An 18,875-nucleotide genomic window follows, 5' to 3' on the forward strand; every position below is an offset into this window, starting at 1 on the left:
GGCTTTCGCTAGTATGGTCTCTAACTTGTTATGATTGACAAACCAATGATGAATAAATAAACCGGGTCGATAGACTCAAGATCAAATTTTACAATGAAAAGAAATACACTATTTAAATCTGTTGTGATGGCAGCGATCGTTAGCAATGCTGTATTATCGTATGCCCAGACAGATAAAAGTAATGAGAAAGGTTGGACAAACCTTTTTGATGGAAAAACGCTGAATGGCTGGAAATCCGTCGGAGGAAAAGCTCCCTATTCTATTGAAGGTGATGCTATTGTCGGCAGAATGACAAAAGGTACGCCCAATTCTTTTTTGATCACTGAAAAAGAATATGGTGATTTCATATTGGAACTGGATGTTAAACTTGAAGGCAACGAAACAAACTCAGGTATTCAGACACGGAGCCATCTTGATCCAAAGGCTAATGATGGGCGCGGACGCGTATATGGAAGGCAAGTTGAAATAGACCCCTCTTCACGTGCATGGACGGGTGGAATCTATGATGAGGCGCGTCGTGGATGGATTTATCCACTCGATTTAAATGAAAATGCTAAAAAAGCCTATAAAGTAGAGGAATTCAATCATATTCGAATTGAAGCCATTGGTGATGAACTGCGTACTTGGATCAATGATATTCCTGTAGCTTATGTCGTTGATACGATCGATAGGTCTGGTTTTATCGGCTTGCAGGTGCATGGTATTCCACCTAAACTGGACGGAAAGAAAGTGTACTTTAAGAATATTAAAATAAAAACAACCGACCTCAAATCAAAAGGTTTTCCAAAAGACCTTTATATCGTGAACTTGAAGCCAAATGACTTGACTGATGCTGAAAAGAAGAAGGGTGTTAAGCTTTTGTTTGACGGTAAAACCAATAAGGGCTGGCGGAGTATACATGGCGATAAATTTCCGGAACGTGGCTGGGAAGTTAAGGATGGACAAATGACTGTTCTGAAATCCGACGGTGGAGAATCAACCAATGGTGGTGATATCGTCACAAAAGATAAATACGCTGTGTTTGATCTTTCATTTGAATTTAAGCTTAGTCCGGGAGCAAATAGTGGTGTTAAGTATTTTGTGACTTTAAAAGAAAAATCAAAAGGATCCGCTATTGGTTTGGAATATCAAGTACTGGATGATGCTTTACACCCTGATGCGAAATTGGGACGAGACGGAAATCGTACATTGGCATCGCTTTACGATCTCATCACATCCAATCGTGACGAGCGTGCGCGCAGACCCATCGGTGAGTGGAATAGAGGTAGAGTTGTGGTCACAGCAGATAACAAAGTGGAACATTATTTAAATGGAATTAAGATGTTGTCTTATGAGCGGGGCTCCAAAGCGTTTAAAGATTTGGTTCAGATCAGCAAATATAAAGATTGGGAGAACTTTGGGGAAGCTAAGGAAGGCTTTATTCTTTTGCAGGATCATGGTGATCGGGTTTCTTTTCGCAGTATAAAAATCAATACACCCAATTAAGCTTATCTCTTATGAATCATTATTTATCGCGCAGAAGCTTTGTTAAACAGTCTGTTATCGCTGCAGGAGCGGTTATGCTATCCAATAGTGTATTGGGAAATGTCAGTTTGGCTAAACCAAATGAGCGTGTCAACTTAGCTTGTGTAGGCTTAGGAAATAGGGCCGCAGAAATCATTAAAGAGCTGTATAAAACAGGACTCTGTAATATTGTCGCGCTATGTGATGTAGATCTTGGCGCGAAACATACACAGGAAATTTTGGGCTTGTTTCCTGATGCACCTAAGTTTAAGGATTTTAGAGTGATGTTTGACAAAATGGGAAATCAGATCGATGCTGTAAGTGTCGGAACTCCCGATTTCTCACACTTTGCCATAACAATGCTTGCACTGGACTTGGGTAAACATGTTTACGTGGAAAAACCAATGGCGAGAACATTCCTTGAAGTTGAACTGATGGCAAATAAAGCTCGGAAAAACCCTAAACTTGCTACCCAAATGGGAAATCAAGGGCACTCCGAAGCAAATTACTTTCAGTTTAAAGCCTGGAAAGATGCCGGTATTATTAAGGATGTGACGCGCATCGATGCGCACATGAATATGCCGCGTAGATGGCATGGCTGGGATGTGAATATGAAGGGTTTTCCTGCCGCTGAAATGGTGCCCGAAACATTAGATTGGGATCTTTGGCAAATGCAGACCATAGGCCATAATTATAATAAGGATTTTGTGAATGGTCAATGGCGCTGTTGGTATGATTTTGGAATGGGGGCATTGGGTGATTGGGGTGCACATATATTGGATACAGCGCATGAATTTTTAGATTTGGGGCTGCCTACAGAAGTGTCCGCTGTGAAGCTCGATGGGTATAATTCCTATTTTTTCCCCATGTCTTCGACCTTGAAATTTCATTTTCCAAAAAGGAAAAAGATGCCAGCAGTAGATATCAATTGGTATGATGGACTGGATAATTTGCCACCTATACCGGAAGGCTACGGTGTATCCGGACTGGATCCTAATATTCCTGCACCAAGTACAGGGAAATTGGAACCCGCCAAATTAAATCCTGGGAAAATTATCTATAGCAAGGATTTGATATTTAAAGGTGGTTCTCATGCTAGTACCTTGCAGATTATTCCAGCAGCGAAAGCCAAGGAAATGGAGTCTCGGTTACCGGAAGTGCCACAATCACCGTCAAATCACTTTGCTAATTTCTTAAAAGGTTGTAAAGGTGAAGAAAAGACCCGCTCGGCTTTTGAAATTGCAGGTCCTCTGAGCCAAGTATTTTGTTTGGGTGTAATTGCACAACGCTTAAACAGTAAATTGATCTTGAATACACAGACAAAAGAAGTGACTAATGATAAGTTTGCCAATGCACTCTTAGCTGGACCTCCACCTGCGAGAGGCTGGGAGCAGTATTATAAGATGTAATGCACCAGTAACTGGGCATAGAAAGTAAAGGGCAATGTGAACATTGCCCTTTTTGTTTTTGAAATGAAAAGTCTTTCCTGAAATATACGATTTGCTTGCTCATTATATAAAAGAGTTGGAAAGAGCATGATAATCCCAAACAAATTGAGACAAATCAGCGCTATTTTGATCAGCCCTAGTAGAGTGTAATTCTCTTCCCTTAGGTATATTTGTGATGCAGCAATTCAATTTTTTAAACCTTAACGTCATGTATAAAGTATCCCTGCTCTTTATAGGCATCGTAGCATTGATCCTTAATGCCAATGGTCAAAATTCATCAACCCAATCTTTTCAGGCAACCCATCGGTATCTTAAAATTCCAATTAAAAATGGTGCTCCCAAACGTCATGTGGAGGTATGGCTGGGAAATGATAAAGTAAGGTGGTTTGATGCCGAACTGGCTGATAGTACCTATGATTGGATAGCCTATCTTGATATGGGGAAGTGGAAGGGACAGCAGCTTAAGGTGGTGGCAAATACATCAGACAAAGAAATTCCTTTGTTTAATCCTATTGCACAGAGTGATACCGATGATAACGATAAGGTCTATGCTGAAGACCGGAGGGGACAATTTCATTTTTCGGCCAAGAGAGGTTGGTTGAACGATCCGAATGGTCTGGTCTTTTTTAATGGACAATATCACTTATTTTTTCAACATAATCCCTATGGAACCAATTGGGGCAATATGCATTGGGGGCATGCCGTGTCCTCCGATCTGTTACATTGGAAGGAATTGGGAGAGGCTTTATATCCAGACGAATCTGGCGTCATGTTTAGCGGTGGAGCTGTCGTGGATAGTAACAATACCGCTGGTTTTGGAAAAAATGGTGTAACAAGCCCTATGATCCTGTTTTATACGGCTGCGGAAAAATCATGGGGGCAGGGTTTGGCATATAGTCTGGACGGTCAGAAATTTGAGAAAATGCCAAACCATATTTTGGATAAAATAACAGCAGGAAACCGAGATCCGAAGGTAATTTGGCATGCCCCCTCAAAGCAATGGGTACTTGTACTTTATGTTGAAGAGGACCAGGAACAACACACGATGCAGATTTTTACCTCAAAGGATTTGAAAATGTGGACATTTGCGAGCAAAATAAAAGGCGGGCGGGGTAATGACCGTTATTTATTTGAGTGTCCCGAATTCTTTGAATTAGCGGTAGACGGTAACCCGAACAATAAAAAATGGGTTTTGACGGGGGCTAATAGCCAATATGCGATCGGAGAGTTTGATGGAAAATCTTTTCATCCTGAAATCGAGCGCCTGTTTAGTCAATATGGTCGTGATTATTATGCCGCGCAAACTTTTAGCAATGAACCGAAGAAGCGACGTATTGAAATCGGCTGGTGGCGCACACATACAAATCAAGGGAACTCCGCTTTTAATCAATCCATGAGTATTCCAATGGAACTCAATTTGAAAAGTACGGAAAAGGGTATTCGCCTTTTTCGGGAGCCGGTGACAGAATTGCAAAAATTAAGAAAAGAAAAACTCAGCATCAGCCGAAAGAAAATTAGTTCGAACGATTCAAGTTTGTTTCAGCAGTTCAACGCTGAAATTGCTGAATTGGATTTGGTCATCGATCCACAACAAGCCAAAAATATTCAGATCAATGTGAGGGGCTTGGCAATTAATTATAACGTTTCGACCGAAGAGCTCCTTGTTGATAATGTAAGGGCCCAGGTACCGCTGCGAAATAAAAAACTCGCATTGAAGTTGCTTGTCGATCGGACAGGACTCGAGCTTTTCGCACAAAATGGCGAAGTTTATATGCCCATAAATTATAATTTTGATCGGAATAATTTAACTTATGAACTCGTCACTTTTAATGGTGAAGCCGTATTGGAATCTGCTGACCTCTATGCGCTTGACAGTATATGGTTTAAATAAGACTTTTATGATATAGCGATAATGGAGAGACTGTTTTTGTTAATTCGTTAGGATGATAAAAATTGTGCTGGAAGACTATATTTTTTTGTTCATTTATAAAAAAAAAGGTTTTCAAACGGGGAGAATGAAAACCTTAAATAACCAATTATAAACCTAAATTATGATGATACAAAGATAAGTGTATTTCCTACACTATGCAAATTTATTTTAAAAAATAATTTAATCTTCTTTAAACAAGCTATTGGAAGTACCTATTTTTATAGGAGTAAACTGTATTTTTTAACGAAAACGGACTGTTCGCTGTATTCTTTTTGCACGCTTTGGCTTCGTGGACTTTAAAAAGCATCAGTTGTAGACAATTAGCTATTTTAGAAACATGGAAAATTTAGAAGTATGGATGCGTGGACCTATTGAAGGGATTCCCGCTCTTCTCCAACCTGTTGCTCATGCACTCTTGCAAGTTGATGAGGATATTTTAAAGTATACTAAGCAGCTGTCCTCAGCGCATCTCTGGACAAAACCGGGGGGCAATGCCAGTATAGGTTTTCACCTGCAACATATTCGTGGGGTGATCGATCGCATGTTTACTTATGCCGAAAATAAACCCTTGTCGGATGAGCAATTTGACGACCTCTATAAGGAAGGTATAGAAAATAGCGATGTGAGCGTAACAGCGCTTGTAGAAAACTTACACCGACAGATTCAGCAATCCGTGCAAAAACTAGCGTTAATTGATCCGGAAACCTTGACGGAAGTGCGTTTTTTGGGTAGAAAACGGATCCCTACGACCTTGATTGGTTTGTTGTTCCACGCTGCTGAGCATGCACAGCGCCATGTTGGCCAATTACTGGTAACGGCACGATGTATCAATTAAAAACAAACTATATTTTTGTCCGCTAGACGTTATGATTTTTGAACTTGTTGTAACTTTTCTCCCCATTTCCCAAGTTCTTGAATAATTGGTTTGAGTTCATAACCCAGCGCAGTCAGCTCATAGAGTACACGTGCCGGTACCTCTGCATATACAGTACGTTTTATAATGTTATCCTCTTCCAGCTTTCGCAATTGTAGGGTGAGCATACGCTCAGTGATACCAGGTAAACATTTTTTGATTTCAGAATAACGTAGCGCGCCATTGATGAGATAACAACAAATGGCTAGCGCCCATTGACCGCCAATCACATTAGCGGCAAAGACTTCGGGGCAATTACGCTCAAGTTGCTTTTTATTTGAAAAGTTAGTGGAACTCGTCTTGATTTTAGTCATACGCACATTTTTTATAGTACCTAACATTGGGTTACGGATAGGGCAAAATAAGAATTATGTCGCTACTTTTAAATCACAGTCATGTCGTTTATTAAAATTGCCGCAATGAATTGGCTAGACCTGGTGACTTGTGCATAGATACATAAATAAAAATATGAAAACATTAATAGTCGTTATTCACCCTAATTTTGCCACCTCCCTCGTGAATAAAAGTTGGGTTGAGGCATTGGAAAACCAATCCGATCGTTATGATATCCATCAGTTGCACCAAGTCTATGTGGATGGTAAAATTGATGTCGTGGCAGAACAGCAGATGATGGAGAAATATGATAAAATTGTATTTCAATTCCCCTTTTATTGGTTTAACTGTCCGCCTTTTTTTAAGCAGTGGTTGGATGAGGTGCTTACCTACGGGTGGGCTTACGGTAAAAAAAGTGGGTATAAACTGGAAGGAAAGAAAATCGCATTAGCGATTTCGGCTGGGATTGACGAGCAGGAGTATGGGGTTACGGGTAAGTATAAATATAGCATAGAGCAATTAACAAGTCCGTTTGAAATTACTTTTGACTATGTTAAAGCGAATTATCAAAAGCCTTTCGTCTTTTACGGAATAGAAAAAGAGTCATCCAAAGAATGGATAGCGCAAAGTGTTTCGCAGTATCTCAGTTTTTTGGAGCAGTTTTAGTCCATAAATATGAAGGCAAAATTATCGTTATTGGCGAATCCTTCAAAAAGATGTTTACCTAGAAAGCATCCTTTTCAGGATGCTTTCTCTTTTTGTTCTAGCGTGTTGTATAACCACCATTGGCAAATATTGTCTGCCCCGTTATCCACCAGCCATCGGTGACCAAAAACTCCACCAAGGGGGCAATGTCTTTTATGTCTGTTAGTCCGCCCAATGCTGATGCAGATTTGTGGTAGGCAACAGCATCCTCGCTTTCCTGTCCGTAGAAAAAAGGCGTATCCATTGGCCCCGGGGCCACAGCTGTAACCGAGATTCCTCGTTCACCAAATTCTTTTGATGCAGCTCTGGTAAAATGCTCTACTGGAGCCTTCAGTCCTTCATAAGTAGAGTATAATCCTGTATAGGCTGCCAATAATGAGGTTACAATAGTACAGATTTTGCCATTTGCATTCAGTTTTTTACCCGCTTCCCGAATAAAAAAATAGGCAACTTTTGAATTGATATCGCTCATGCTGTCATATTCTTCGACTGTGGTATCCACAATTGGCTTTTTCAAGACTTTACCAACGGTATTTATTGCAATATCTACACCACCAAACTGTTCAATAGCAACATCAAAAAGTTTCGTGATATGTTCAATTTTGGTCAGGTCAGCTTGGACTAATATTGCTTCTGCACCTGCGGATTTTACCGCTTCCAGTGTTTGATCAGCGTCTGCTTTGGTGTTCTCACTGTTGTAATGGATCACCAGTTTTGCCCCTTTAGCTGCAAAATCCCGACTTAATAATCCACCAAGATTTTTTGCACCTCCTGCAATGAGGATAATTTTTCCTTTTACATCATTTCTTGCCATAATAATTTAAATTTTGATTATAGCAAATTTCACAAATGTTAAGGGCTCCGTTATGGTGAACTTTTCGCTTTTTGCAATTGACGAAATTGTGAAGGGGACATGCCCTCATATTTTTTGAAAAATTTGGTGAAGTTGGAAGGGTCATAGGTCAGCCTTTGTGCGATCTCCGATATGGTTAACTCGTTATTAGCGAGTAGGCTCTTGGTGCAGGTCAATATTTTTTGTACATAAAAATGACAAGGGTGATTCCCTGACGTTTCCTGTATTATCTTGATGAGATGCTTTTGTGAGATACAAAGTATGTTTGCGATGTCCTGAAGCTCCAGCATTTCTATACTGACTCCGCTGATCAATTCCGCCAGATGACGATCCAGTAACTCAAAATATTGTATCGTAATTTCTTCACGTCTTTTCTTATTGGGAGGCAATACTGTATTCATCTTAATCTTTTTCGAGTTGTTAGGTTAAATATAACCAATTTGGACTATACGAAATAGTTTATCCAAAATAGATTCGTGTTGATTGGATGTATGTCTAAAAATTAGCTTAGAGGATTTATGGAGAAGGGGGCTGTGGATTACCGGACGATTAAATTGTAAATTCGTATACTTGTAGAATTCCGGGAGGAATTCGCAATTTTTATAATCCCGCATAAAAATAAACAGCGTATAATATGCAGATACTTTTAGTAGAGGACGATCGCCGGATTAGCAGCTTTGTGGTGAAAGGTCTGGAAGAAATGGGGCATCAGGTCATTTTAGTTGAATCTGCGGAATCTGCACGTGAATGGATCAATGCAGATTCTTTGGATATTATTGTACTTGATATCATGTTGCCCGGAATTGATGGTATCCAGTTTACGAAGATGGTCAGGTATCGAAAAAATCATATTCCGATATTGATTTTGAGCGCCTTAGGGGAGATTGAAGATAAGGTCGAGGCCTTGGAAAGTGGTGCCGATGACTATCTCGTCAAGCCGTTTTCCTTTAAGGAATTGGTGAGTCGTATCAAAGCCCTGGTACGCCGGGACAATTATAAAAACGTGCCAAAGGACAGTAGCGTAGAAATTCGTGATTTAAAAGTGGATCTTGAACGTTATGAAGTTCATAAGAATGGTAAAAATGTCGATCTCTCTCCTAAAGAATTTAAACTATTTAAGTATCTGATCGAAAATCGAAATAAGACGCTTTCACGGACTGCAATCTTGCAGGCCGTTTGGGGAATCGATTTTGATAACAGCACCAATGTCGTCGATGTGTACGTTTCTTATCTAAGAGGCAAGGTTGATGAAGGGAGCGATACTTCCATTATCAAAACGGTGAAAGGAGTCGGTTATATGCTTACAACGGACTGACAATGAATTTAAAAATTCGGCTTACACTCTTTTCTACGCTGGTATTCACCATTATTTTTGGGCTTGCAACGCTAGTCATCTACTGGATATTTTATAATTCCTCGGAACGACATCTGATCAGTTCCCTCGAAAAAAATGCGAAAATAGCTGGTATATATTACCTCGAGGCAGATGAGCAGAGCCCACTAAAGCATTTGGAATCTAAAAATCAATATGAAAGCCTGGTTAAACGTGCCATGGTAGCAGTTTATAACGCCGAAGGAAAAGTAAGTTATGGCGGTATGCGTTTTGATAGTCAAATTAATAAGGATTTGCTGAGCCAGCTGAAATCAGACAAAACGATTTATTTTAAAACAGAAGATAGCTTTTATTTTGGTTTGTATTATCCAGACAATCAGGGCGATTTTTTTGTGTTTGTCAAAGAGTCGAGCGCAGATTTTGATCATCAGTTGAATCGTTTGCTCATTACGCTTGTCTTTGTTTTTCTCGTTGCATTGATCAGTATTGCCTTGCTGTCCGTTTGGCTGAGTAAATATGCTTATCTCCCCATTCGTAAAGTGATCCAAGAAATTCAGCATAAGGATTTAAGCACGATTCAGGAGCCCCTGACGACTATAAAAACGAAGGACGAACTACAAGATCTTATTGAAAGTTATAATGCGCTCCTACGTCGGATCAGCGAAAATATGATTATTAGAAAGAACTTTGTCAGCTATGTTTCACACGAGTTTCGAACACCTTTGGCGGGAATCCTGGGCTCAATGGAGGTCTTCGGTACAAAGGTCAGAAGTGAAGAAGAATATCATGAATTGGCCGAAACCATTACTGAGCATGTGAATTTTCTGAATCAGCTTATTGGTAATTTTCTATTGCTGACCGAAGATCAGGCCCTGAAACGTTCACTGGAAACCTTTCGCATAGACGAGATCGTATGGGATCTTGTACCTAAGTTTTCGAGATCATTTGCCGTGCCCTTGAAAGTCGATATACAGGTCGATGAACCGCGATACTTTAATTTTCGGGGCAATAAGATGCTCGTCAGTCTGTCTATTTCCAATTTAATCGAAAATGCACTTAAATATGCAAATGGGCAGGAAGTTCTTGTCCGAATGACAGGTGTAAATGGCAGGCTGTCTTTGCAAATCATAGACCATGGTATTGGTATCCCACAAGCCGAGCTGGAGTCTGTGAAACAGACTTTCTATCGTGGATCAAATGTTGGTAAAGTTAAGGGCAGCGGCATCGGTCTCTCTTTTGCGCAGATTGTATTTAAGGATCAAGGGGTAGACTTTGATATTCGTTCAAATGATCTAGGTACAACGGTATCGCTATTATTCCCCCAGTTCTAATCATTTTCTAATCCCTTCTAATCAAACTTTAATTTAACCTAAAGTTGCCTGTAATCCCTGTCATTTAGTTTTGTGGAAATTCAAAATTAAGTGAGAAAACTACGTATTACATTATTTTTACTTCTTGGCCTGAATAGCAAGCTATTTTCGCAGGAGGCGGTTGAAAACCGTTTGCGAAAGGCGGAGATCGAGCAGATATTCCTTACCCATAACCTGACCTTAATGGCGCAGCGTTTTCATATGCAGCAAGCCGAAGCTGCTGTGCTTCAGGCAAAGTTGTGGCCCAATCCAACGATTTCCATCTCCGAAGTCAATCTTTGGAAAAACCCTTCCAGCGAATCCTTTCCAGCGCTGATCGGAAATTACGGTAAGTATCAGCAGGTGGCGATCGAGCTGGAACAGACCATCGAAATGGCTGGCAAACGAAAAAAGAGAGTGCAATTGCAGCTTCTCGAAAAAGAAAATGCCCAGCTTCAATTTGAGGAATTGCTGCGGAACCTAAAATATGATCTCCGGAGCCAATGTCTCGAATTACAGATTCTGCAGGAAAAGGAGAAGTTATACAATAGTCAGGTGGATATCTTTCAGACGTTGGCAAAATCATACCAAAATCAGTGGAAAGAAGGCAATGTAAGTGAGATGGACTACCTCAGGATTCAAAGCGAGTCTATCGCATTTGGTAACAAACTGAATGAAATCCAACAGGAAAAAATTACAAAAATGAATGAGGTTGCGCGCTATCTCGGAGACAAAGGGACCGCACTCACTATATCAGATACGATCGGCATTCTGCATTTTCTCCAGGGAAAAAAACAAGAATGGAAAATGATGGCGCTCGACAATCGCAGCGACTATAAGATCATCCATAACGAATTGAAGAAAAGTGATGCTCAGCTGAAAATAGAAAAGGCCGAACGTATACCAGATTTGCAGGTCTCCATGAATTACGACCGTGGTGGAAATATCATGCGCGATTTTATAGGGCTGGGGGTTGCTATGGATCTTCCTCTATTTAACCGGAACCAGGGGAATATCAAAATCGCTAAGCTGGAACTTGAGAAAAATAAAGTGGAAATCGAGCAATTTCGTATCGACATCGAACGGGAGATCGACTTCCTTTCGGAGCGGCTTAGCAACCTTGAAACGAGTTTGAAGACAACGGATATCGGCTTTGATGGTAAATTGGACGTAGCGCTAGAACGCTATGTGCGCAATTTCCAACAACGGAGACTGACCATCGTTGAATTTATAGATTTTATCAATAATTATATGGAAAACAAAGAATCAATATTGGAACGCAGGGCGAAATATCTTCAGTATAAGGAGGAACTGATGTACTTGATCGGAAAGGATATTTTCTCATGAAAAGTAATTTTTTAACGCCATTGACACTGCTGTCTATTTGTTTAGTGTGGAGCTGTCAGCCGGCGAAAAATGAAGAGCAGCCTATTCCAGCTGCTAAAGGCTTTTGTCTTAGCGCCGACTTTAAAAACCAAATTAAAATTGATTCGATACAGAAGCGAACAGTATTTGAACAGATCGCTTTAAATGGGGTCATTCAATACGATCAGGATGAACTTGCAGCGCTAAAGAGCCCTATACCTGGTATCGTGCAGTCTGTTTCGGTCAAGATGGGCGATTATGTAGAAAAAGGACAGATTCTGGTATCGCTTAAAGGTACCTCGGTCAATGATTTAGGAAAGGAACTGCGGGAACTTGAAAATAGCAAGCGGTTGACGGAGAGTAAATTGCTTAACCTGCGTAGCCTGCTGAAAGATGGTATGGCTTCCCAGCGGGAGCTGGAAGAGATGGAAAGTGAATTGAAAGCCGTGCAGATTGGAATCCGCCATGTGAAAGCGAACATGAGTTTGCTGAATGGCTCCTCGGAAAATGGTGTGTTTTACATCCGTGCGCCCAAAGCTGGCTATATCGTAGATAAAAAGGTGAGTCCTGGTATGACTGTTGGCGATGACGCCGATTTGCTGTCGGTCAGTAAGCTGAATGAGGTATGGGTTTCGGTCAATATCTATGCAAATAATTTACCTTTTGTCAAAAACGGGGCTCCTGTCAAGATCACTACACTGGCTTATAAAGGTGAAACTTTTGACGGTTATATTGATCAGGTCGCCAACTTCTTTGATCCGGAAGAACGTGTGGTCAAAGCGCGCGTGAAGTTGTTGAATAAAGACCTGAGATTGAAGCCAGGCATGAGCGTGGATGTGCTGGTCGAAAAGGCCGTTTCGGGACAGGAAGAGCGTATGCTGGCAATTCCGAAAGATGCCATTATCCTCCATAACAATCAGAATTTCGTTGTACGCTATAAAAATGACTGTGACCTGTCGGTTAAAGCTGTTGATATTGTCGCTGAGAATGAAACATACGCTTTTGTCAAATCTGGTGTAGTCGAGGGAGATCAGGTGCTGACGGAGAATGAGCTGATCGTATTTGATGAACTGATAAATAGATAGGATGAAGAAAGTTGTACAAAATATTGTTTCATTCTCATTGAAACATTCCTTGGTCGTCCTGTTTTTTACGCTGGCATTATTGTTCGGCGGGATATATGCCTACCTCCATACACCGATTGAGGCTTTCCCCGATGTGACCAACACACGGGTCAGGATTATCACACAGTGGCCCGGGCGCAGTGCTGAAGAAATAGAAAAGTTCGTTACACTGCCTGTTACCAAAGAAATGAATACCATTCCAAAGAAAACGGATGTTCGTTCCATCTCCTTGTTTGGGTTATCTGTTGTAACGATTCAATTTGAGGATGGGGTAGCGGATTTCTATGCGCAGCAATATGCGGGTAATAAGATGCGCTCCATTGATTTACCGGAAGGTGCTGAAAGCTCCATCGAACCACCATCTGGTGCGACAGGAGAAATTTTTCGTTATGTTATCAAGAGTAATCTTCCGATCAAGGAAGTCTCCGCTATTCAGGATTGGGTGATTGAACGGGAGCTTGTCGGTGTGCCCGGCGTGGCGGATGTCGTCAGTTTCGGGGGCGAGGAAAAGATCTACGAAATAAAGATCAATCCAACAGAATTGGCCAATTATAACCTATCGCCACTGGATGTTTATGAAGCCGTTTCGCGTTCGAATATCAATGTGGGGGGCGATGTGATCCAAAAAGGAAATCAGGCTTATGTTGTACGTGGGGTAGGCCTATTGGATAAGATTGACGATATCGGTAATATTTTGATCAAGGTGGTCGGCAATACACCGATTTTAGTCAAGCATGTTGCAGAAATAGAATTAGGCGCAAAACCGCGACTCGGACAGGTGGGACTCAACCAGGAAGATGATCTTGTCCAGGGAATCGTCATTATGCTCAGGGGAGAAAATCCATCTGCAGTTGTGACAAAGTTAAAAGAAAAAATAGCGGAGCTGAATGAACGTATTTTACCTGCAAATGTGAAGATTGAACCCGTTATTGATCGCACAAAACTGGTAAATAATACCGTGCATACGGTTTCCAAAAACCTGATAGAAGGGGTTCTTCTGGTTTCGATTATTGTCTTTATCTTTTTAAACAACTGGAAGACAACCTTTATCGTTGCATCGGTGATCCCATTGGCCTTCCTATTTGCGATTATTTGTTTGAAAATACAGGGGCTCCCTGCAAATTTGATTTCCATGGGGGCATTGGACTTTGGATTGTTGCTCGAAGGAACGCTGGTCATCGTGGAGACTGTTTTTGTCTCTTTGGAAAAAGAGGCTCATCGGCTCGGGACGGAACGCTTTAATAAAATCTCCAAACTAGGGATCATTAAGAAAAGTGCCGGCTCTGTAGCAGGCTATATCTTTTTTGCCCTATTGATCTTGATTGTCGCATTGACTCCGATTTTCTCTTTTCAAAAGGTGGAAGGAAAGATGTTCTCACCATTGGCCTTTACGCTCGGCTATGCCTTGTTGGGGTCCTTGATCCTGAGTTTGACCTATGTGCCCGCGATGTGTAAATACTTATTGAAAAAGAATATCAAAGAAGATGAGAATAAGATCACTAAGGTCAGCCGCAATGCCATTTTTAAAGGTTTTAGGAAAGCTTTCGACCATCCAAAATGGACATTGTCGATTTTTATTGCTGCTTTGCTCGTCTGTATTTTTCGGTTTAGCCATTATGGCTCAGAGTTTCTTCCGAAACTGAATGAAGGTGCAATTTATGTCCGCGCAACCTTACCCAATAGTGTCAACCTAGAAGAATCTGTGAAGCTGACCAAAACCATGAAAGCAAAATTGATGAAGCAGTTTGACGAGATTGATTTTATCATGACGCAAACAGGCCGCCCCAATGATGGTACAGATCCAACCGGTTTTTTCAATATTGAATTCAATATTGAATTGAAGCCCGAAGGTGAGTGGAAAAGAAAACTGTCAAAAGAGAAATTGATTGGTCAGATGCGGGATAGTCTACAGACTTTTCCGGGAATAAATTTTGGTTTTAGCCAGCCGATCCAGGATAATGTAGAGGAGTATGTAGCCGGAGTAAAAAGTCCGCTGGTCATCAAAATTTTTGGTGAGAATTTACAAGATTTAGAAAATAAAGCCAATAAGTTTGCCGAATCACTTAAAAAGGTGAACGGTATTACGGACATCAATGTTTTCAAAAATATCGGTTTGCCTGAACTAAGGATTCAGCTGCATGATTCGAAAATGGCCAAATATGGTGTTTCGACCAAGGATGTGCAATCTGTGATCGAAATGACTATTGGCGGGCAATCTGTGACACATTTCTATGAAAACGAGCGCATCTTTGATGTACGTCTCCGCTTCCAAAAATCGTATCGTGACAATCCTGAGAAGATCGGAAATATCATCATTCCCACGATGAATGATCAAAAAGTACCACTACGGGAGATCGCAACAATAGATTATCATACCGGTCCGGCATTTATTTACAGAGAGGGCAATTCCCGTTATATCGGTGTTGGCTTCAACATTGAAGGGCGGGATTTGGGAAGTACAATTGCCGATGCAAAAAAACAGATAGAAAAAGATATTAAACTGCCCAAATCTTATAAGGTCGTGTGGGCCGGAGAATTCGAAAGTAAAGAACGGGCTACAAAACAGCTGATGAATGTTGTGCCAATTTCTCTTATTTTGATTTTACTCTTGTTGTATGCCAATTTTGGCAACGTCAAAGATACGTTGATTTCTTCGCTGACACTGGCATTTGCATTTATAGGCGGTTTTGTATCGCTGTGGGTTACTGGGACGACATTTGGAATTTCGGCAGGTATCGGATTTATTATTCTCTTTGGTGTAGCCACGATTGACGGCATTGTTTTAATAGGGATAATGAAAGAAAATCTGTTGAATAAAATGAGCTTGAAACCCGCTATTTATGAAGCTGTAAAAAGCCGGATCAGACCCATCCTAATGATTGCGTTAATGGGGGCAATGGGGTTATTGCCGGCCGCACTTTCAAACGGAATGGGATCTGAAATCCAAAAACCCTTGGCTATTATGATTGTCGGCGGATTGATTATTTGTATGATTCTATCGTTTTCCGTACTGCCAATTGTTTTTTACTTCTCTTATAAAAAGGAGAACCGCGATTAGTTACCCATTTTTAATTATTATATACGATACAAAGGTTGCCTGTCAGACAGTGCAGCCTTTGTTATTTCTAATCTGCAGCTATACATTCCATAATAGCTGTCAAAATTTTACGCCGATAAACATGTATATATATCTTTTACATGCTATTTTTTGTAAATCTTGTTATAAATGTTGAACTTACATTTAAGTTACTGAAGTCAAATTTCAACTTTAAAGGCACTAATCTGAAGTTTTGCTGAAATAAGTTATAAATCTGTATTTAAAATTAGAAAGCCATTCTTCCGCTTCTTCATGAGTTGTATTTACTAGAAAAGGTCAATATTAGGTCAGTGTTGATTAATTCATAAGAAGATTGACCTCGCTATTCCAAATAGATTTGTGATAAAGAAATATTAAAATAATACGCTATGGCACAATTTAAATGGGAAGGAATTTATCCTGCAATGTTATCACCATTTGATGAAAATGGAAATTTGGATTTTGATATGTTTGGTAAAAACATTGAAGCACAATTGGATGGAGGTGTTCACGGTTTGATTATCGCTGGATCATTGGGTGAAGCAAGTGTTTTGAGTACGGAAGAAAAGTATGATTTATTGACATATGCGTTGAAGGTTGTCGCTGGGCGTGTACCGGTGTTGTTGAATATTGCAGAAAATACAACTGCTGCAGCGATCAAAGTGGCTCAAACGAGTGAAGAATTGGGCGCAGACGGTTTGATGTTATTGCCACCGATGCGCTATAGAGCTGATGATAGAGAAGCCGTCGCTTATTTTCGTGCTGTTGCACAAAGCACCAAATTGCCAATCTTAATCTATAACAACCCTGTTGACTATAGTACTTATGTGTCGCTAGATATGTTTGAGGAACTCTTATTGGAACCAAATATACAGGCAGTGAAAGAGTCTACACGAGATTTAACAAATATCACGCGTTTGAAAAATCGTTTTGGTGATCGATTAAAGATTATGGCTGGCGTAGATACCTTAGGACTCGAGTCTTTGATGTTAGGAGCTGATGGTTTAGTTGCTGGACTGGTCGACGCATTTCCAAGAGAAACTGTGGCCATGTACGATCTTGTAAAGGCTGGTGATTACAGCAAAGCTGTAGAAATATACCGTTGGTTTATGCCTTTATTGGAATTGGATATTCATCCTAAGTTGGTCCAATATATTAAATTGGCAGCGACAGCCGAAGGAATTTCAACACCTTATACACGCGCTCCCAGATTGCCATTGATCGGCGAGGAAGAACAACGCGTTAAAAAAATTATTGCAGATTCAATCGCAACTAGACCACAATTATAGGAAATTTTCTGAACTTTCTGGACGAAAGTTCAGAAAATTTCCTTTTTAGGACCGGGTAAAAATAGGCGAAAAGGACCTTCTTATTATATGTAAAGCCGCAAGGAATGAAGATATCGGGAAGGTTTTTATTGATTTTTGAAGATAGATACTTACAAAAAAACAAAAGGAATGGATAGAAACGAAAATGAGATTGATTACGTCGTAAAACAGGCGGAGGCTGGGTTTCAGTTTCTTCAAAAAACTGATGTAATTGACAGGGCGGAATTGATGTATGCCATTGCCGCTGAAATTGAGGCATTGGGAGACGTCCTGATTGAAACGGCCCATCTGGAAACGGCCCTTCCTTTGGGAAGACTGCAAGGTGAAAAAGCGAGAACGGTCAATCAGTGGCGTCGATATGCCGATGCTGTGCGAACTGGTTTATACAGTGAAGCACGCATTGATCGAGACCCAAATGGTCAATTTGATTTACGGAAGTATAATAAAGGGCTTGGTCCTGTTGTGGTTTTTGGCGCAAGTAATTTCCCTTTTGCTTTTTCAACAGCAGGCGGAGATACAGCCAGTGCCATTGGTGCGGGCTGTTCAGTTATCGTAAAAGCGCATCCCGCTCATCTTAAAACCTCGCAATTAATGGCTGACGCTATTGATCGGGCGATTTCAAAACAAGGAGCTCCAACTGGGGTTTTTAATCATGTGCTGTCGGATTCATTTGCTGCTGGACAACAATTGGTCCGCCACAGATTCGTAAAAGCAGTCGCATTTACAGGTTCTTTCCGTGGTGGGAAAGCTTTATTTGACCTGGGCCAGTCAAGACCTGATCCTATTCCTGTATTTGCCGAAATGGGGAGCGTAAATCCGGTTTTTCTTTTACCGGACTACCTAGCTAGCAATCTGGAACCTTTTGCTAAGCAGTATATTGCCTCATTGCTTTTAGGTGTTGGTCAATTTTGTACCAATCCAGGTGTTTTAGTAAGTATCGGCGGCGAACAGCTGGATCTACTTAAAGCGGCGTTGAAGAAGGAACTTCAAGCTGCGGCTACCGGCAAAATGCTGCACGCAGGAATATTGGAGAGCTATAACCGTTTAAAAGGGGAAATGGTACAATACGATGGTGTCAGTATATTGGAAGAAGGGCAGGATAATACAGGGCAAGATTTTGCGCAGGCCCTGCTTGCTGAGGCGGAAGCAAGCCAGGTTTTGGCTAATCCTAAGTTATTGGAAGAGGTTTTTGGACCTTTTGGGCTAATTATATCTTGTGCGGACCTCAATGAAATGAAAAATGTAATGGAGCAGCTCGAAGGACAGATAACCATCACTTTTGCGGCATCGGCGCAGGATATCCGCGAATGCCAGGCACTCTTTTCAATTGCACAGGACAAATGCGGAAGGCTTTTGTTTCAGGGTATGCCAACAGGGGTTGAAGTACAGTATGCTATGCAGCATGGCGGACCTTATCCGGCAACCACAGATGCGCGTTTCACTTCTGTAGGGCCCGACGCAGTAAAGCGTTTTATTCGCCCCATTAGTTTTCAAAATTGGCCAAATGAATTTTTGCCTAAAGAACTGCAGGACGGAAACCCACTACAAATTGACCGTTTGGTCAACCAGCAATGGACTAAAGCATGATAGAAACAAATGACCATATAAACAAGTG

At 40.9% G+C, this 18,875-nt stretch carries 15 protein-coding genes; 12 read left to right on the top strand and 3 right to left on the bottom strand.

Annotated elements, in window-relative coordinates:
- Nucleotides 1-93 precede the first annotated feature (93 nt).
- The 4 genes from K2F45_RS08995 (at nt 94) to K2F45_RS09010 (ending at nt 5,716) form a co-directional block, all read left to right on the top strand.
- The gene (locus tag K2F45_RS08995) at nt 94-1,485 is read left to right on the top strand and encodes a 3-keto-disaccharide hydrolase (protein WP_248933341.1); all 1,392 of its coding nucleotides are present in this window, start codon (nt 94-96) and stop codon (nt 1,483-1,485) included.
- Nucleotides 1,486-1,496: 11 nt separating this feature from the next.
- Nucleotides 1,497-2,912 (top strand): Gfo/Idh/MocA family protein, encoded by a 1,416-nt coding sequence (locus K2F45_RS09000; RefSeq protein ID WP_075991845.1) that lies wholly within the window; start codon nt 1,497-1,499, stop codon nt 2,910-2,912.
- Between the two features lie 247 nt (nt 2,913-3,159).
- The gene (locus tag K2F45_RS09005) at nt 3,160-4,842 is read left to right on the top strand and encodes a glycoside hydrolase family 32 protein (protein ID WP_248933342.1); all 1,683 of its coding nucleotides are present in this window, start codon (nt 3,160-3,162) and stop codon (nt 4,840-4,842) included.
- Between the two features lie 376 nt (nt 4,843-5,218).
- Complete coding sequence (locus K2F45_RS09010; protein WP_248933343.1) at nt 5,219-5,716, top strand: DinB family protein; 498 nt, start codon at nt 5,219-5,221, stop codon at nt 5,714-5,716.
- 29 nt (nt 5,717-5,745) lie between these two features.
- On the opposite strand, the gene K2F45_RS09015 is transcribed toward K2F45_RS09010, so the two are convergent.
- On the bottom strand, nt 5,746-6,108 hold the full coding sequence (locus tag K2F45_RS09015; protein ID WP_075994710.1) for a winged helix-turn-helix transcriptional regulator: 363 nt from the start codon (nt 6,106-6,108) through the stop codon (nt 5,746-5,748).
- Between the two features lie 154 nt (nt 6,109-6,262).
- Here K2F45_RS09015 and K2F45_RS09020 point away from each other — a divergent pair, with 154 nt between their 5' ends.
- The gene (locus K2F45_RS09020; RefSeq protein ID WP_248933344.1) at nt 6,263-6,793 is read left to right on the top strand and encodes an NAD(P)H-dependent oxidoreductase; all 531 of its coding nucleotides are present in this window, start codon (nt 6,263-6,265) and stop codon (nt 6,791-6,793) included.
- Between the two features lie 97 nt (nt 6,794-6,890).
- On the opposite strand, the gene K2F45_RS09025 is transcribed toward K2F45_RS09020, so the two are convergent.
- Complete coding sequence (locus K2F45_RS09025; protein WP_248933345.1) at nt 6,891-7,646, bottom strand: SDR family oxidoreductase; 756 nt, start codon at nt 7,644-7,646, stop codon at nt 6,891-6,893.
- A 50-nt stretch (nt 7,647-7,696) separates the two neighbouring features.
- Nucleotides 7,697-8,086: a helix-turn-helix domain-containing protein gene (locus K2F45_RS09030; RefSeq protein WP_248933346.1), complete on the bottom strand. Its 390-nt coding sequence runs from the start codon at nt 8,084-8,086 to the stop codon at nt 7,697-7,699.
- 233 nt (nt 8,087-8,319) lie between these two features.
- Here K2F45_RS09030 and K2F45_RS09035 point away from each other — a divergent pair, with 233 nt between their 5' ends.
- From K2F45_RS09035 to K2F45_RS09065, 7 genes are all read left to right on the top strand, one after another.
- Nucleotides 8,320-9,000 carry a response regulator transcription factor gene (locus tag K2F45_RS09035; protein ID WP_075991851.1) on the top strand — a complete coding sequence of 227 codons (681 nt, stop codon included), beginning with the start codon at nt 8,320-8,322 and terminating at the stop codon, nt 8,998-9,000.
- A gap of 2 nt (nt 9,001-9,002) precedes the next feature.
- Nucleotides 9,003-10,349, top strand: coding sequence for a sensor histidine kinase (locus K2F45_RS09040; protein ID WP_075991852.1), 1,347 nt, complete (start codon nt 9,003-9,005; stop codon nt 10,347-10,349).
- A gap of 90 nt (nt 10,350-10,439) precedes the next feature.
- A complete protein-coding gene (locus K2F45_RS09045) occupies nt 10,440-11,714 on the top strand; it encodes a TolC family protein (protein WP_248933347.1) in 1,275 nt (424 codons plus the stop codon).
- Entirely contained in the window at nt 11,711-12,817 is a 1,107-nt protein-coding gene (locus K2F45_RS09050) for an efflux RND transporter periplasmic adaptor subunit (protein WP_075991853.1), read from the top strand. Before K2F45_RS09045 ends, K2F45_RS09050 begins: the two co-directional genes overlap by 4 nt.
- A 1-nt stretch (nt 12,818) precedes the next feature.
- The gene (locus tag K2F45_RS09055; protein ID WP_248933348.1) at nt 12,819-15,914 is read left to right on the top strand and encodes an efflux RND transporter permease subunit; all 3,096 of its coding nucleotides are present in this window, start codon (nt 12,819-12,821) and stop codon (nt 15,912-15,914) included.
- A gap of 407 nt (nt 15,915-16,321) precedes the next feature.
- The gene (locus K2F45_RS09060; RefSeq protein WP_153848567.1) at nt 16,322-17,221 is read left to right on the top strand and encodes a dihydrodipicolinate synthase family protein; all 900 of its coding nucleotides are present in this window, start codon (nt 16,322-16,324) and stop codon (nt 17,219-17,221) included.
- A gap of 168 nt (nt 17,222-17,389) precedes the next feature.
- Nucleotides 17,390-18,847 carry an aldehyde dehydrogenase (NADP(+)) gene (locus tag K2F45_RS09065; RefSeq protein WP_248933349.1) on the top strand — a complete coding sequence of 486 codons (1,458 nt, stop codon included), beginning with the start codon at nt 17,390-17,392 and terminating at the stop codon, nt 18,845-18,847.
- Nucleotides 18,848-18,875: the final 28 nt, after the last annotated feature.

It is taken from the genome of Sphingobacterium siyangense (assembly GCF_023277505.1).
In the GTDB taxonomy this organism is placed as follows: domain Bacteria; phylum Bacteroidota; class Bacteroidia; order Sphingobacteriales; family Sphingobacteriaceae; genus Sphingobacterium; species Sphingobacterium siyangense.

What these genes read in the sequence shown, in the direction of transcription:
- K2F45_RS09000 (WP_075991845.1), top strand. Translation starts at nt 1,497, where the DNA reads ATGAATCATTATTTATCGCGCAGAAGCTTTGTTAAACAGTCTGTTATC.
- K2F45_RS09015 (WP_075994710.1), bottom strand. Translation starts at nt 6,108, where the DNA reads ATGACTAAAATCAAGACGAGTTCCACTAACTTTTCAAATAAAAAGCAA.
- K2F45_RS09010 (WP_248933343.1), top strand. Translation starts at nt 5,219, where the DNA reads ATGGAAAATTTAGAAGTATGGATGCGTGGACCTATTGAAGGGATTCCC.
- K2F45_RS09005 (WP_248933342.1), top strand. Translation starts at nt 3,160, where the DNA reads ATGTATAAAGTATCCCTGCTCTTTATAGGCATCGTAGCATTGATCCTT.
- K2F45_RS09030 (WP_248933346.1), bottom strand. Translation starts at nt 8,086, where the DNA reads ATGAATACAGTATTGCCTCCCAATAAGAAAAGACGTGAAGAAATTACG.
- K2F45_RS09050 (WP_075991853.1), top strand. Translation starts at nt 11,711, where the DNA reads ATGAAAAGTAATTTTTTAACGCCATTGACACTGCTGTCTATTTGTTTA.
- K2F45_RS08995 (WP_248933341.1), top strand. Translation starts at nt 94, where the DNA reads ATGAAAAGAAATACACTATTTAAATCTGTTGTGATGGCAGCGATCGTT.
- K2F45_RS09055 (WP_248933348.1), top strand. Translation starts at nt 12,819, where the DNA reads ATGAAGAAAGTTGTACAAAATATTGTTTCATTCTCATTGAAACATTCC.
- K2F45_RS09025 (WP_248933345.1), bottom strand. Translation starts at nt 7,646, where the DNA reads ATGGCAAGAAATGATGTAAAAGGAAAAATTATCCTCATTGCAGGAGGT.
- K2F45_RS09060 (WP_153848567.1), top strand. Translation starts at nt 16,322, where the DNA reads ATGGCACAATTTAAATGGGAAGGAATTTATCCTGCAATGTTATCACCA.
- K2F45_RS09040 (WP_075991852.1), top strand. Translation starts at nt 9,003, where the DNA reads ATGAATTTAAAAATTCGGCTTACACTCTTTTCTACGCTGGTATTCACC.
- K2F45_RS09035 (WP_075991851.1), top strand. Translation starts at nt 8,320, where the DNA reads ATGCAGATACTTTTAGTAGAGGACGATCGCCGGATTAGCAGCTTTGTG.
- K2F45_RS09065 (WP_248933349.1), top strand. Translation starts at nt 17,390, where the DNA reads ATGGATAGAAACGAAAATGAGATTGATTACGTCGTAAAACAGGCGGAG.
- K2F45_RS09020 (WP_248933344.1), top strand. Translation starts at nt 6,263, where the DNA reads ATGAAAACATTAATAGTCGTTATTCACCCTAATTTTGCCACCTCCCTC.